Origin of the sequence: Mesorhizobium sp. M7A.F.Ca.US.005.03.1.1, assembly GCF_003997975.1 — a bacterium.
Taxonomy (GTDB): domain Bacteria; phylum Pseudomonadota; class Alphaproteobacteria; order Rhizobiales; family Rhizobiaceae; genus Mesorhizobium; species Mesorhizobium ciceri.
This window is the reverse complement of the sequence record NZ_RZRO01000002.1, coordinates 25,820-39,191: the sequence shown is the minus strand read 5'-3', so window position 1 is coordinate 39,191 and position 13,372 is coordinate 25,820. Positions and strand designations below refer to the sequence as shown.

The following is a 13,372-nucleotide window of genomic DNA, read 5'->3' as shown; positions in this document are numbered from 1 at the left end:
TTGTCCAACAGGAACGCAAGCGAAAGGAGGTGGAATAGACGATGACCGGCAAGCTTCGCCTTCCCTCGCTGAATGCGCTTCGCGTCTTCCACGCCGTCGCGCAGCACAAGAGCTTTCGGCAGGCGGCGGATGAATTGCTGGTCACGCCGCAGGCCGTCGGACAGCAGATCAAGCTACTGGAGGACACGCTTCAGGTGACACTGTTCGAACGCAAGGGGCGGTCGGTCGAATTGACCGAGTCTGCCATCCTTCTCTCGCACTATGTCAAAGCTGGGTTCGATGAATTTTCCGAAGGTGTTCGCCGCGTCACCAAGTCGAATTACCGGGACCGCATCAACCTGAATGCGAGCCCCTATTTCGCGACCCACTATTTGCTGCCTCGCCTATCTCTGTTCCGGGAGATATTGCCCGGTGCGGATCTGCGCCTGACGACGATGGTCGATCTGCCCGATTTCGGACGCGACGACATCGATATGACCGTCCAGTGGGGCTACGGCAATTGGCCGGACTACGAGACCATACTGCTGGTGCCTGATCCGAAGGTCATCTGCTGCACTCCGGCCATCGGCGAGAGCATCAAGTCGGCGCAGGACCTGACGTTGTTCACGTTGCTGGACACCGTCAAGTCGAAGCGCCTTTGGCCAGACATTTTACGCCACCTTGCCATCGAGCAGACGGACGGCAACCGAAGCATCAGCTTCGACGATGCCGCGACCATGCGCCGTGCAACCCTGCAAGGCATCGGCGTCGGTCTCGTCTCCGTCATCGACGCCGAGGAAGATTTGAGGTCGGGCGCGCTGGTCGCGCCGGTCGGGCGCGACGCCCTTGCCGATATGCGGCCGGAAGAAGTTCCTGGGTTCTACCTGATCGTCCCGCGCGGGCACCTGCGCGTGAAGGCGGTCGCCGCCCTTCATCGATGGCTCGCCCAGCAGGACTGGGGCAGCGATCTGAAGATTTCCTCCGTGCCGAAACCGACCCCGCTTTCCGATTAGGAGCGGCTTTGAGACAGAGCTCCGAAAAAGAACTTTTGGGCCTCCAACAACAAGAAACCAAACAACCTCAACAGTGGAGACGGAACATGAAGACGATGAAATGGGGGGCCGCAGCCATGGCCCTTGGACTTGTGCATTTTGCAGCGCCGGCAGAAGCCGCCGGCGGCAAGACGCTGGAAGCCGTCAAGGCGCGCGGCGTGCTCAACTGCACCGGCCATGACGGGTCTTACCTCGGCTTCGCCGAAGTTGACGACAAGGGCAACTGGAAGGGCATGGACATCGATCTCTGCCGGGCGGTGGCCACGGCCGTGCTCGGCGACCCGGCAAAACTGAAGGTCGTTCCGATCAGCTGGGCGCAGCGCTGGCCGTCCCTGCAATCGGGCGATGTCGACATCATCATCAAGGCGTCGGGCGGCACGCTCAGCCGCGACACCGAGCTCGGGCTGCAATTTTCCATGTCCTATTACCTCGGAACGACCAAGGTGATGGCGCACAAGGAGCTAAACCTCAAGTCGCTCAAGGATGCGGCCGGCGGCACGATCTGCATTCCCGCCGGCACGTCGCAGGAACAGCAGGTCGCGGCCTATACGGGCAAGCTTGGCATCAAGCTCGAACCCGTACTCATCGAAAAGACCGAGGAGCTCGAGCAGGCCTATTTCTCCGGACGCTGCGATCTCTATGCGCAGTGGGGCCCGACGCTCGCCATTGCGCGCATCGCCAAGAGCAAGGTCGACGACCATGTCATCCTGCCCGACGTGCTCGCCGTCGAGCCTGAAGTCATGATCATGCGCCAAGGCGACGACAATTGGGTTGACATCGCCAACTGGACGCTGAGCACGCTGATCTTCGCCGAGCAGGAAGGCATCACCTCCAAGAACGTCGACGAGGTCAAGGCCACGCCGACCTCGCCGCAAGTCGCCAAGTTCCTCGGCGTCACGCCAGGCATGGGCAAGGGTCTCGGTCTCGATGATGACTGGGCCTACAAGGTGATCAAGAACGTCGGCAATTACGGCGAAATCTTCGAGCGCGACCTCGGCAAGGACTCGCCCTACAAGATGGACCGCGAGTTGACCAACCTTTGGAACAATGGCGGTGTCCTGTTCCCGCTGGTGATCGACTGATCCGTCCTTAACTCACCCGCTCCAGGCCCCGCCCGGCACAGCCGGGCGGGGTCGGCGACAATTCGGCAAGGATCTTTGGATGGTCAGCCTGCTGAGAAATCAAAAGGTCCGCAACGCGCTGTTGCAGGTCCTCTATGTCGGCTCGATCGCCGCGATGGTGCTTGCCGGCATCGTGATCGCCCGCCGCAACCTGGCTGATCAGGGGATCACCTCCGGATTCGACTTTCTGTTCAAGTCGACGGGTTGGGATGTGAATTTCTCGCTGCTGCCCGCCACGGCCAATGATCCCTATTGGTGGTACTTCCTCATCGGCATCATCAACACGCTGTTCCTGGGGAGCGTCGGCCTGATACTGGCGACGATCGTGGGAACGATCGTCGGTCTGGCGCGGACGTCTTCGAACGATTTGGCCCGGCTGCTCGGCCGTACCTATGTGGACATCTTTCGCAACATTCCGCTGATCCTCCAGGTTTTCTTCTGGTATGCGATCATCACGCACCTGCCGACGCCGCGCAGCGCGCACGAAGCCTGGGGCTTCCTGCTCACCAGCCGAGGACTCTACATCCCATTCCCGAACGTCGGCAGTGTCGCGTTTGCCGCAGCCACAATGGCTGTGATCGCGGCCATCGTGCTGCCGGCCTGGCTGGGCAGGACGTCGCTCCTTGCCCAGCCGATCGGCCAGCGGCGCACCATCCAGTTTGCCGCCGCCGCAGCGGCACTGGCCTGCGCGACCATCATTCTGGCTCTCGGACGTCTGCCGGATACGCCGCTGCTGGACTTCCCTGCCCTGCAAGGCCTCAATCTGAGAGGCGGCCTGCGTATCCCTCCGGAGTTCGCCACCCTCGCCATCGCCATCGCCATCTATGGCGGCTCCTACATTGCGGAGATCGTGCGCGGAGGCTTCAAATCTGTCGGCACCGGCCAGGTCGAGGCAGCCCTTTCCTTGGGCCTTAGTCCCTGGCGGGTCTTCACGCTGGTGCGGCTGCCGCTGGCGCTGCGTGCCATGCTGCCGATCCTTGCCAATCAGTATGTCTGGCTGATGAAGGCGACGACGATGGGCATCGCCGTGGGCTTCACCGACTTCTTCATGATTGTGGCGCTGACGATCAACCATTCCGGGCAAACACTCGAAGCGATCGGCATCCTGATGGCAGGCTTCCTCGCCATCAACCTCAGCCTTGCCGCCGTCTTCAACCGCATCAACAAGGCAATTGCCCTCAAGGGCAATCAACTGAGGGGCTGAGAGATGGAGATGGTCATTGTCGCTCCACCCGCTCCCGGCAGGCTTGAGGATCTGAGGCGACGCTTCTTCGCGACGCCGCTTCAGGCGGTGGTGTCGCTGGCCTGTCTGACGATCATGGTCTTCCTGGTCTGGAAGCTGCTGAATTGGGCGGTTTTCTCGGCTGTCTTCACCACCAGCGGCGGGCCGGAAGCCTGCCAGGCGGCAGCGGGAGCCTGCTGGTCGGTCATCGCAGCGAGATGGCGGATCATCTTCTTCGGCCTCTATCCCTACGAGGAACAATGGCGCTCGGCGCTGGCCTGCGTCGCCGTTGTGGTGATGACGGTGCTGAGCTGTATCCCGGCGTTCTGGACGGGCCGCCGGATCGCGCTGGTATGGGGAGCCGGAACAGGCCTTTTCTACGTATTGATGAAAGGCGGCGTGCTTGGCCTTGCCCATGTCGGCGAGGAAGCCTGGGGCGGGCTGGCGCTGACCCTGTTCATCTTCGTTACCACCTGCCTGATCGGTTTCCCCTTGGCGATCTGCCTGGCCTTGCTGCGCCGGTCGGAGCTGCCCTGGATTTCGCGGACCACCGGCCTCATCATCGACGGGGTCCGGTCGCTTCCGCTGATATCGATCCTCTTCACCTTTGCAGTGGTTCTGCCGTTCGCGCTGCCGCAATGGCTGCAGGGCGATAAGCTTTACCGCGTGATCCTCGGCTCCGCTCTGTTCTTCTCCGCCTATCAGGCTGAGATCGTGAGAGGCGGCATGCAGGGCGTTGCGACAGGACAGGAGGAGGCTGCCATGGCGCTCGGCATGCGCTACTGGCAACGCATCAGCCGCATCCTCCTGCCTCAGGCCATGCGCAACGCGATGCCGGCCACGATCAACCAGTTCGTCATCTCGTTCAAGGAGACCTCGCTGGTGGTCATCGTCGGTTTCTTCGAGATCCTGGCTTCCGGCAATGCCGCCTATGGCACCGGCGAATGGCGCTTCGCCTATGTCGAAGTCTATGCCTTCATCGCCTTCATCTACTTCATCTTCGTCTTCAGCCTGTCCCGCTATGGCGCCTTTCTCGAGCGCCGCATGTCGGTCAGCGAACGGTAAGGAGGCGTGCAGGTGATCTCAACCAATTCGACCGGTGAGCCGGCGCTCCGCATCGAAAACCTCGACAAATACTACGGCACGTTCCAAGCACTGCGCGGGATAAACCTTTCCGTACAACGGGGCGAAAAAATCGTCGTCTGCGGACCCTCCGGCTCCGGCAAATCGACGATGATCCGCTGCATCAACCGCCTCGAACAGCACAATGGCGGCCGCATCGCGGTGCTCGGGACCGAGCTCAACGACGATGTCGGCAATATCGACGAGATCAGGCGTGAAGTCGGCATGGTGTTCCAGCACTTCAACCTGTTCCCGCACATGACGGTGCTGGAGAACTGCATGATCTCCCCGATGATCGTGCGCAAGCAGCCGCGGGCGCAAGCCGAGGCAACCGCCCGCCACTACCTGGAGAAGGTGCGCATTCCCGAGCAGGCTATGAAATATCCCAGCCAATTGTCCGGCGGTCAGCAGCAGCGCGTCGCCATTGCACGCGCTCTTTGCATGCAGCCGCAGATCATGCTGTTCGACGAACCGACCTCGGCGCTCGATCCGGAAATGGTTTCCGAAGTGCTTGACGTCATGGTCACGCTTGCCTCGGAAGGCATGACGATGATCTGCGTGACGCATGAGATGGGCTTTGCGCGTCGCGTGGCGGACCGGGTGCTTTTCATGGACGGCGGCGAGATCCTCGAAGAAGCGCCTCCGGACGAGTTCTTCACCTCTTCCCGCCACGAGCGCACTCGACAATTCCTGTCGCAGGTGCTGGGTCATTGATTGGAAGCAACGATCCGGGACGTGTCGGACGGCACGCCCTCAGCTAACTCGGGTAGATCAATGACCGATCCCGCCACCGCGCTGCACGAGATTCTCGGGCCGAAAGGCTGGCTTTCGGGCCGGGATGCCGAGCCCTACCGGCGCGATTGGCTCAATCGCTACGGCGTCGCACCTCTGGGCGTTGCCAGGCCCGCGAATACGCCGGAGGTTGCCAGTGTCGTCAAACTATGTCGCGAGGCCGGACTGGCAGTCGTGCCACAAGGCGGAAACACCGGGCTTTGCGGCGCCGCCGTCGCCGAGCAGCCCAATGCGGTGATCGTCTCGCTGTCACGCATGACGGCGATCGGGAAGCCGGATCTGGAAAGCGGATCGATCGTCGTCGAGGCGGGTGTCGTGCTGGCAACGCTGCACGAGGCGCTGGAGCCGCATGGGCTGATGTTTCCAATGCATCTGGGCGCAGAAGGCAGCGCCAGGATCGGCGGCCTGATCGGCACCAATGCGGGCGGCAGCCAGGCTTTCCGATACGGCATGATGCAGGATCTCGTCCTGGGTCTCGAAGTCGTGACGCCTGATGGCGGGATTTGGGACGGACTGCGCGCGGTGCAGAAGGACAATGCCGGCTATCAACTGCGCAAGCTGTTCTGTGGCGCTGAGGGCACGCTCGGCATCGTCACGCGCGCGATCCTGCGGCTCTACCCCAAGCCTCGGCAGCAAGCGAGCGCCCTTCTGGTCCTGCCCGACTTTGCCGCCGCCGTTTCGTTCGGCGCCTTCCTGCGCGGCGAGGCCGGGGAATTCCTGACTGGCCTCGAGTTCTTCTCCGATGTGGGCCTGCGATTGGCGCTCAAGCACGTGCCCGACCTTGCCTACCAACTGGAGACACGGGGCGACGTCTATCTGCTGGTCGAACTGGCATCGGGGTCGTCACGCGTTCCCCTGGACGAGATCCTGGCTTCGGCTCTGGAATGGGGCATGGAACAGAGCCTGGTTAGCGACGGCGCGCTGGCGGCGACAGGTGCGCATCGGGCACAATTCTGGCGGCTGCGCGAGGAGCAACCGGAGGGACAAAGGCTGGAAGGCGAGCAACTCAAGCACGACATCTCCGTCCCTCCAGGTGCAATCGCCCGTTTCGTCGAGGCTGGCGCGAAGATCTGCGGCGGCATTCTTCCCGGTGTGCGGATAAACCCGTTCGGGCACCTCGGCGACGGAAACATCCATTACAATTTGTCTCCGCCGGAAGGTCGTGCCGATTTCGACGGCAAGGCCGAGCTGTTCGCAGAGGCGCTGTCATCTCTTGCCACTCAGATGGGCGGCAGCTTTGCCGCCGAGCATGGGCTTGGCCGGGCAAAGGTGGTCATGGCCGACCGCAATCGCGGCCTGGTGGAGCGAGAGCTCATGGCGCGGCTCAAAGGCGCGTTCGATCCGCTGGGCACGATGAACCCGGACGTCCTGGTTCGCGCCTCTCGGGAAAGAAAAACTTTCGAATAGACGGCATTTCTTGGTTTCGTCTCGATGCGCCAGCGTGCACGTATGAATCTGAAAGGCAGGCTCGATCCGCTTGCCGCCTGAATGAAGGATGTCGCAGCATGATCCGCAATGGCGGTCGCCTTCTTGTCGAATGCCTGATCGCGCTCGGCGCGACCAAGAGTTTCGGTGTGCCGGGCGAAAGCTATCTGGCCGTGCTGGACGCGCTGCACGACACTCGTGGAAAGCTGGACTACGTGCTGTGCCGCAACGAGGGCGGCGCGGCATTCATGGCCTCGGCCTATGGCAAGCTGACGGGTTCGCCGGGCATCTGCTTCGTGACGCGCGGACCGGGTGTCGCCAATGCGTCCATCGGCGTGCACACGGCGATGCAGGACAGTTCGCCGATGATCCTGTTCGTCGGCCAGGTCGGCACCGACATGCGCGGCCGCGAAGCGTTTCAGGAAATCGACTACCGCGCGGTGTTCGGCACGATGGCGAAATGGGCGGTGGAGATCGACGCTGTCGAGCGCCTGCCGGAAATCATTGCCCGGGCCTGGACCACGGCGCTCACCGGGCGGCCCGGCCCGGTGGTGATCGCCCTGCCCGAGAACATGCTGACCACGCCGACCGATGTCGCGGCGCTCAGCGGGCCTGCCAGGGTGTTCGAGGCCGCGGCCGATGCCGATGCGCTGGCCGAGGCCCGGTCCATGCTGGCCGCCTCCAGCAGACCGGTCATCCTGATCGGCGGTGCCAACTGGTCAGCTGACGGGCGTGCCGTGCTCCAGGCTTTCGCCGAAACCTCCGACATTCCGGTGGTCGCGGCGTTCCGCTTCCAGGATCAGTTCGACAATGGCTCACCGGTCTTCGTCGGCGAGGCCGGTGTCGGCATGGTCCCGCATGTCAAGAAGCTGATCCGGGACGCCGATGTGATCCTGGCGATCAATGTGCGCTTCGGCGAGATGACCACGGATGGCTACACGCTGCTGTCCGTGCCCCAGCCGAAGCAGAAGCTGATCCATGTCCACGCTTCGGATCGCGAGATCGGCAAGATCTATGTGCCGGCGCTTGGCATCCATGCCGGGCCGAACGCCTTCGCCAAGGCGCTCTCGCCGGTCAAGGGCGACTGGGGCGCGTGGCGGTCGCAGGCACGCCAAAGCTATGAGGGCACGTTCACCGCGCCTGCCCAGCCGGGCCCGGTCGACATGGTCGAAGTCAGCCGCTGGCTGCGCGAAACGCTGCCCGACGACGTCATCCTGACCAACGGCGCCGGCAATTTCACCGTGTGGCCAAACAAGTTCTTCAAATTCGGGCCAAAGGCGCGGCTGCTTGCACCGCAATCCGGCGCCATGGGCTACGGCCTGCCGGCGGCCATCGCGGCCAAAGTGGCCTTTCCCTCACGCACGGTGGTCTGCTTTGCCGGTGACGGCGATTTCCAGATGAACTGCCAGGAGTTGGGGACGGCGATGCAGGCCGGGGCGCAGCCGATCGTCCTCATCCTGAACAACGGCATCTACGGGACCATCCGCGCGCATCAGGAGCGGCACTATCCGGCGCGCGTGTCGGGAACGAACATCGAGAACCCGGATTTCGTCGGCATCGCCCGGGCCTATGGCTTCCACGCCGAGCGGGTCGGCGCGACCAGCGATTTCGCCGGCGCTTTCGGCAGGGCGCTGGCATCCGCGACCGGCGCGGTCCTGGAGCTGGATATTTCCCCGGAGGCGATCACGCCGCGTCAAACCCTTTCCCAAATGCGCGACGCAGCGCTCGCTTCGCATAAGGCCAACGCATGACCAGTACGGCAAATGACATTCGTCTCGGCGCGGATATCGGCGGCACGTTCACCGATATTGTGGTCGATGTGCGCGGCACGATCTTTTCGACCAAGATCCTGACCAACTATGCCGCCCCCGAACAGGCTATCCTCGACGGGATCGAGATTGTCGTGCGCGACGCCGGCATCACGCTGGCGGACCTCGACATCGTCATTCACGGCACCACGCTGGCGACCAACGCGCTCATCGAACGGCGTGGCGCCAAGACGGCATTGGTCACCACCGAAGGGTTTCGCGATGTCATCGAGATGCGCACGGAAAACCGGTTCGAACAGTATGATCTGAACCTGAAGCTGCCGCCGCCGCTGATCCCGCGCGAGCATCGCTATACGGTCAAGGGGCGCATCGGCGCGGACGGAAAGGAATTGCAGCCGCTGGACGAAGCAGCGCTCGACGAGATCGCCGGCAGCATCGCCGCGGGCGGCTTCGGCGCCGTCGCCATCGGCTTCATCCATTCCTACATGAACCCGGTGCATGAGCAGCGGGCACGCGCGATCCTCGCCAGAAAGCTGGACATACCGATTTCCATCAGCGCTGAGGTCTCGCCGCAGATGCGCGAGTTCGAACGCTTCAACACGGTTTGCGCCAATGCCTATGTCCGGCCGCAGATGGCCGACTATCTGGTGCGCCTCCAGGTGCGGCTGAAGGAGATGGGGGCGAACTGTCCGGTGTTCATGATCCACTCGGGCGGCGGACTGATCTCGGTGGAAACCGCGTCCGAATTTCCGGTGCGCCTGGTCGAGTCCGGTCCGGCCGGCGGTGCCATTTTTGCGGCCGACGTGGCGCGGCGCTTCGACCTGGACTCCGTCGTTTCGTACGACATGGGCGGAACGACCGCGAAGATCTGCCTGATCGAGGACTATTCGCCGCGCACGGCGCGGACCTTCGAGGTCGCCCGCACCTATCGCTTCTGCAAAGGCTCCGGCATGCCGATCTCGATCCCGGTCATCGAGATGATCGAGATCGGCGCCGGCGGCGGCTCGATCGCCTGGGTCGACGCCATGGGCCGCATCCAGACCGGCCCGGAAAGTGCCGGGTCCGAACCCGGTCCCGCCTGCTACGGGCGCGGCGGCAGCCGCCCGGCCATCACCGATGCCGACCTGGTGCTGGGCAAGCTCGACCCGGACAATTTCGCCGGCGGCGCCATCAGGCTCGACACTCAGGCGTCGGAGCAGGCGATCACCCGCGATGTCGGCACCCGGCTTTTACTCAATTCCGTTTCCGCCGCCTTCGGCATCTGCGAGGTCGTCGACGAGAATATGGCCAATGCCGCCCGCGTCCATGCGGTGGAAAACGGCAAGAACATCTCCGACAATGTCATGATCGCCTTTGGCGGTGCAGCGCCCCTGCATGCGGCGCGGCTGTGCGAGAAGCTTGGCGTCGAACAGTGCCTTGTCCCGCAAGGCGCCGGCGTCGGCTCGGCCATCGGTTTCCTCAAGGCGCCGTTCGGCTACGAGGCGCTGGCTTCCAAGCTGATGCGGCTGTCGCGCTTCGATGCATGCGAGGTGAATGCGCTGCTCGACGGGCTGAAGACGACCGCCGAGAGCTTCGTGCGAGCCGGCACGAACAATGCCATCACCCGCGAGATCACCGCCTTCATGCGCTATGCCGGCCAGGGTTGGGAAATCCCGGTGCCGCTGCCCGACAGGGCGTTCAAGCCCGCCGATGAGGTGAGCCTCAAGGACGCCTTCCGGGACAATTATGCGCGCTTCTTCGGCCGTGCCATTGATGGCCTCGACGGATTGGAAATCGAGATCGTCACCTGGTCGGTCAAGGCGCAGGACGTGCGGCCGGCGCCCGCAAGGCACGAGATCACCATGGGGACCAGGACCGTCGCCGCTTCGCAAACGCGCGAGGTTTTCGATCCGGCGACCGGAACCGTCCAGGTTTCAGCCATCATCGAACGCGCCGACCTTTCGCCAGGGGATCGCATCAGCGGTCCGGCGGTGATCGTCGAGCGTGAGACGTCGACGGTCGTCACCACTCTCTTCGATGCCGCGCTACAGAGCGACGGGTCGATCCTCCTGATCCGCAAAGGGGTCCAGGCATGAGCGACATCTTGGAAATCCGCATGCAGGTGATGTGGAATCGCCTGATTTCGGTGGTCGAGGAGCAGGCGCTGACCCTGTTGCGTACGGCCTTCTCCACGTCGGTGCGTGAATCGGGCGACCTGTCGGCCGGCGTGTTCAATCCGCGCGGCGAGATGCTGGCGCAGGCCGTGACCGGTACGCCCGGGCATGTGAACACCATGGCCGAGGCCGTGCTGCAGTTCATGAACGAGATCCCGCGCGAGGAGATGTACGAGGGCGACACCTATGTCACCAACGATCCCTGGAAAGGCACCGGCCATCTCCATGACATCACCATGGTCTCGCCCTCGTTCCTGAACGGCGAACTGGTGGCATTCTTCGCCTGCACCGCGCACGTGGTCGATGTTGGCGGACGTGGCTTCGGCGCCGACGGCAAGTCAGTCTACGAGGAAGGAATCCAGATCCCGATCATGAAGTTCGCCGAGCGCGGCAAGGTGAACCTCGATCTGGTGAAGATCCTGCGCGCCAATGTGCGCGAGCCGAACCAGGTCGTCGGCGACTTCTATTCGCTGGCCGCCTGCAACGAGGTCGGCCATCGCCGCCTGGTCGACATGATGAAGGAGATCGGCCTGGCATCGCTGGACAGGCTGGGAGAGTTCATCTTCACGCGCACGCATGACGCGACGCTGGAGCGCATCAAGGCGCTGCCGAAAGGCACCTGGTCGAACGAGTTGGTGACCGACGGCTACGATACGCCGGTCAAGCTGGTGGCAGCTGTCTCGATTGAGGACGACCATTTGAATGTCGATTTCTCCGGCACCGATCCGACAAGCCGATGGGGCATCAACGTTCCGATCATCTACAGCAAGGCCTATGCCTGCTACGCCCTGAAATGCGTCGTGGCGCCGGAGATCCCGAACAATGCGGCCTCGCTTGCTCTGTTCACTATATCGTCGCCGACCAACATCCTGAACGCCCCGCGGCCGGCGCCGGTCTCCCTGCGGCACGTCATCGGCCATATGGTGCCCGATCTGGTGCTGGGCGCGCTGGCCAAGGCGCTGCCGGGCCAGATCCTTGCCGAAGGGGCGGCGGCACTGTGGAACATCCACATCTCGGTCAGGCCGGTCGCCGGGAGCGATGGACGCCGCGCCGAGGTGCTGATGTTCAATTCCGGCGGCATGGGGGCCCGCCCGACGTTGGACGGGCTGTCCGCCACCGCCTTTCCGTCCGGTGTCCATACCATGCCGATCGAGGCGACCGAGCACACCGGGCCGATCGTCATCTGGCGCAAGGAACTGCGTCCCGATTCCGGCGGCGACGGGGAATTTCGCGGCGGCCTCGGCCAGATCCTCGAAATCGCGGCCACTGAAGGCCACGAGTTCGATTTTTCCGCCATGTTCGACCGGGTCAGGCATCCGGCCAAGGGACGCGATGGCGGCAAGGACGGGATAGCCGGCATCGTCAGGCTCGACGATGGCACGCTGATGCGCCCGAAGGGCTGGCAGCACGTTCCGGCAGGGCGTCGTCTGGTGCTGGAACTTCCTGGCGGTGGCGGCTATGGCGATCCCTCCAGGCGCAGTACGGAGGCGCGGGCACAGGACGTGTCCAGGGGCTATATTTCGGAGAAAAGCCGATGAGCTACATTTCCTCGCGCCTGTCCGTGGTCAAGCCGTCGGCTTCGATGGCCGCCTCGCAGGCGGCCAAGGCGCTACGGGCCAAAGGCGTCGACGTCATCGACCTTGGCCTTGGCGAACCTGATTTTCCGACGCCTGCCCACATCATCGAAGCGGCCTATGCAGCCGCCAAAGCGGGCCAGACCCTCTACACCGCCGCAGCCGGCTCACCGGAAGTGCGCGAGGCCGTGGCCGGGAAGTTCAGGCGCGAGAACGGACTGGACTACACGGCCGACGACATCGTCGTGGCCAACGGCGCCAAGCAGATCATCTTCAACGCGCTGATGGCGACGCTGGAACCCGGCGACGAGGCCATCCTGCCCGCGCCCTATTTCGTCTCCTATCCTGAGATGGTGAAGCTGCTAGGCGGCACGCCCGTCACGGTCGAATGCAGGGAAAGCGGCGGCTTCAGGCTGACGCCCGAACTCTTGGAAAAGGCGATCGGGCCGAGAACCAAGTGGCTGTTCCTGAACATGCCCGGCAATCCATCCGGAGCGGTCTACTCGGCCGACGATCTCAAGGCGCTTGGCGCTGTCCTTGCCAGGCATCCGCAGGTGCTCATCCTGTCGGACGAGATCTATGAGCACATCATCTTCGATAACCGCGAATTCGTATCCTTCGGCAAGGCCTGCCCTGACCTCAAGGACCGAAGCCTCATCGTCAACGGCGTGGCCAAGGCCTATGCGATGACCGGCTGGCGTGTCGGTTATGCAGCCGGCCCGGCACCACTCGTCAAGGCGATGTCGATCATCCAGAGCCAGTCGGTCACTTCGGTCTGCTCGATTGCCCAGGCGGCGACGGTCGCCGCACTGAATGGCCCGCAGGACGAGGTGGCTCGTTTCCGCGATGCATTCGAGGCGCGCAGGAACCTGGTCGTCGATGGCATAAGGCGCATCAACGGCCTGACGCTGCCGCCGCCGGAAGGAGCTTTCTATGCCTATATCGGTTGCGCCAGCCTGATCGGCCGCAGGACCCCAAAAGGCGTCATGCTGGAGGACGATACGGCGGTGGCGACCTATCTTCTGAACGAAGGCCGCGTGGCCTCGGTGCCGGGCACTGCCTACGGACTTTCACCTTATTTTCGTATCTCCACCGCCACCAGCGAGGAGGTGCTTGCCGAGGCGATCGCGCGGATCAACGCCGCCGTCGCGCAAGTGGAGTAG

Annotated in this window: 10 protein-coding genes; all 10 read left to right on the top strand. The window is 63.4% G+C overall.

Going from position 1 to position 13,372, the window contains the following annotated elements:
* The first annotated feature begins 41 nt into the window (after nt 1-41).
* The 10 genes from EN990_RS01225 to EN990_RS01180 all read left to right on the top strand — a co-directional run bounded on the left by EN990_RS01225 (nt 42) and on the right by EN990_RS01180 (nt 13,372).
* Nucleotides 42-992 carry a LysR substrate-binding domain-containing protein gene (locus EN990_RS01225; RefSeq protein WP_013530401.1) on the top strand — a complete coding sequence of 317 codons (951 nt, stop codon included), beginning with the start codon at nt 42-44 and terminating at the stop codon, nt 990-992.
* An 86-nt stretch (nt 993-1,078) separates the two neighbouring features.
* Entirely contained in the window at nt 1,079-2,113 is a 1,035-nt protein-coding gene (locus EN990_RS01220; RefSeq protein ID WP_127367976.1) for an amino acid ABC transporter substrate-binding protein, read from the top strand.
* A 79-nt stretch (nt 2,114-2,192) separates the two neighbouring features.
* Nucleotides 2,193-3,356, top strand: a complete 1,164-nt coding sequence (locus EN990_RS01215; RefSeq protein ID WP_127367975.1) for an ABC transporter permease subunit — start codon at nt 2,193-2,195, stop codon at nt 3,354-3,356.
* Between the two features lie 3 nt (nt 3,357-3,359).
* A complete protein-coding gene (locus EN990_RS01210) occupies nt 3,360-4,439 on the top strand; it encodes an amino acid ABC transporter permease (protein ID WP_064992567.1) in 1,080 nt (359 codons plus the stop codon).
* Between the two features lie 12 nt (nt 4,440-4,451).
* Nucleotides 4,452-5,210, top strand: coding sequence for an amino acid ABC transporter ATP-binding protein (locus tag EN990_RS01205; RefSeq protein ID WP_127385514.1), 759 nt, complete (start codon nt 4,452-4,454; stop codon nt 5,208-5,210).
* A gap of 60 nt (nt 5,211-5,270) precedes the next feature.
* On the top strand, nt 5,271-6,695 hold the full coding sequence (locus EN990_RS01200; RefSeq protein WP_127388231.1) for an FAD-binding oxidoreductase: 1,425 nt from the start codon (nt 5,271-5,273) through the stop codon (nt 6,693-6,695).
* Nucleotides 6,696-6,793: 98 nt separating this feature from the next.
* Nucleotides 6,794-8,464: a thiamine pyrophosphate-binding protein gene (locus tag EN990_RS01195; protein ID WP_127367401.1), complete on the top strand. Its 1,671-nt coding sequence runs from the start codon at nt 6,794-6,796 to the stop codon at nt 8,462-8,464.
* Nucleotides 8,461-10,557 carry a hydantoinase/oxoprolinase family protein gene (locus tag EN990_RS01190; protein ID WP_127385515.1) on the top strand — a complete coding sequence of 699 codons (2,097 nt, stop codon included), beginning with the start codon at nt 8,461-8,463 and terminating at the stop codon, nt 10,555-10,557. Before EN990_RS01195 ends, EN990_RS01190 begins: the two co-directional genes overlap by 4 nt.
* Nucleotides 10,554-12,173: a hydantoinase B/oxoprolinase family protein gene (locus EN990_RS01185; protein ID WP_127368981.1), complete on the top strand. Its 1,620-nt coding sequence runs from the start codon at nt 10,554-10,556 to the stop codon at nt 12,171-12,173. Before EN990_RS01190 ends, EN990_RS01185 begins: the two co-directional genes overlap by 4 nt.
* Nucleotides 12,170-13,372: a pyridoxal phosphate-dependent aminotransferase gene (locus EN990_RS01180; protein WP_013530392.1), complete on the top strand. Its 1,203-nt coding sequence runs from the start codon at nt 12,170-12,172 to the stop codon at nt 13,370-13,372. The genes EN990_RS01185 and EN990_RS01180 overlap by 4 nt, the downstream gene beginning before the upstream one ends.

Bases quoted from the DNA above. Each gene is read 5' to 3' on its own strand.
- EN990_RS01220 (WP_127367976.1), top strand. From the start codon at position 1,079: ATGAAGACGATGAAATGGGGGGCCGCAGCCATGGCCCTTGGACTTGTG.
- EN990_RS01195 (WP_127367401.1), top strand. From the start codon at position 6,794: ATGATCCGCAATGGCGGTCGCCTTCTTGTCGAATGCCTGATCGCGCTC.
- EN990_RS01225 (WP_013530401.1), top strand. From the start codon at position 42: ATGACCGGCAAGCTTCGCCTTCCCTCGCTGAATGCGCTTCGCGTCTTC.
- EN990_RS01180 (WP_013530392.1), top strand. From the start codon at position 12,170: ATGAGCTACATTTCCTCGCGCCTGTCCGTGGTCAAGCCGTCGGCTTCG.
- EN990_RS01215 (WP_127367975.1), top strand. From the start codon at position 2,193: ATGGTCAGCCTGCTGAGAAATCAAAAGGTCCGCAACGCGCTGTTGCAG.
- EN990_RS01185 (WP_127368981.1), top strand. From the start codon at position 10,554: ATGAGCGACATCTTGGAAATCCGCATGCAGGTGATGTGGAATCGCCTG.
- EN990_RS01200 (WP_127388231.1), top strand. From the start codon at position 5,271: ATGACCGATCCCGCCACCGCGCTGCACGAGATTCTCGGGCCGAAAGGC.
- EN990_RS01190 (WP_127385515.1), top strand. From the start codon at position 8,461: ATGACCAGTACGGCAAATGACATTCGTCTCGGCGCGGATATCGGCGGC.
- EN990_RS01210 (WP_064992567.1), top strand. From the start codon at position 3,360: ATGGAGATGGTCATTGTCGCTCCACCCGCTCCCGGCAGGCTTGAGGAT.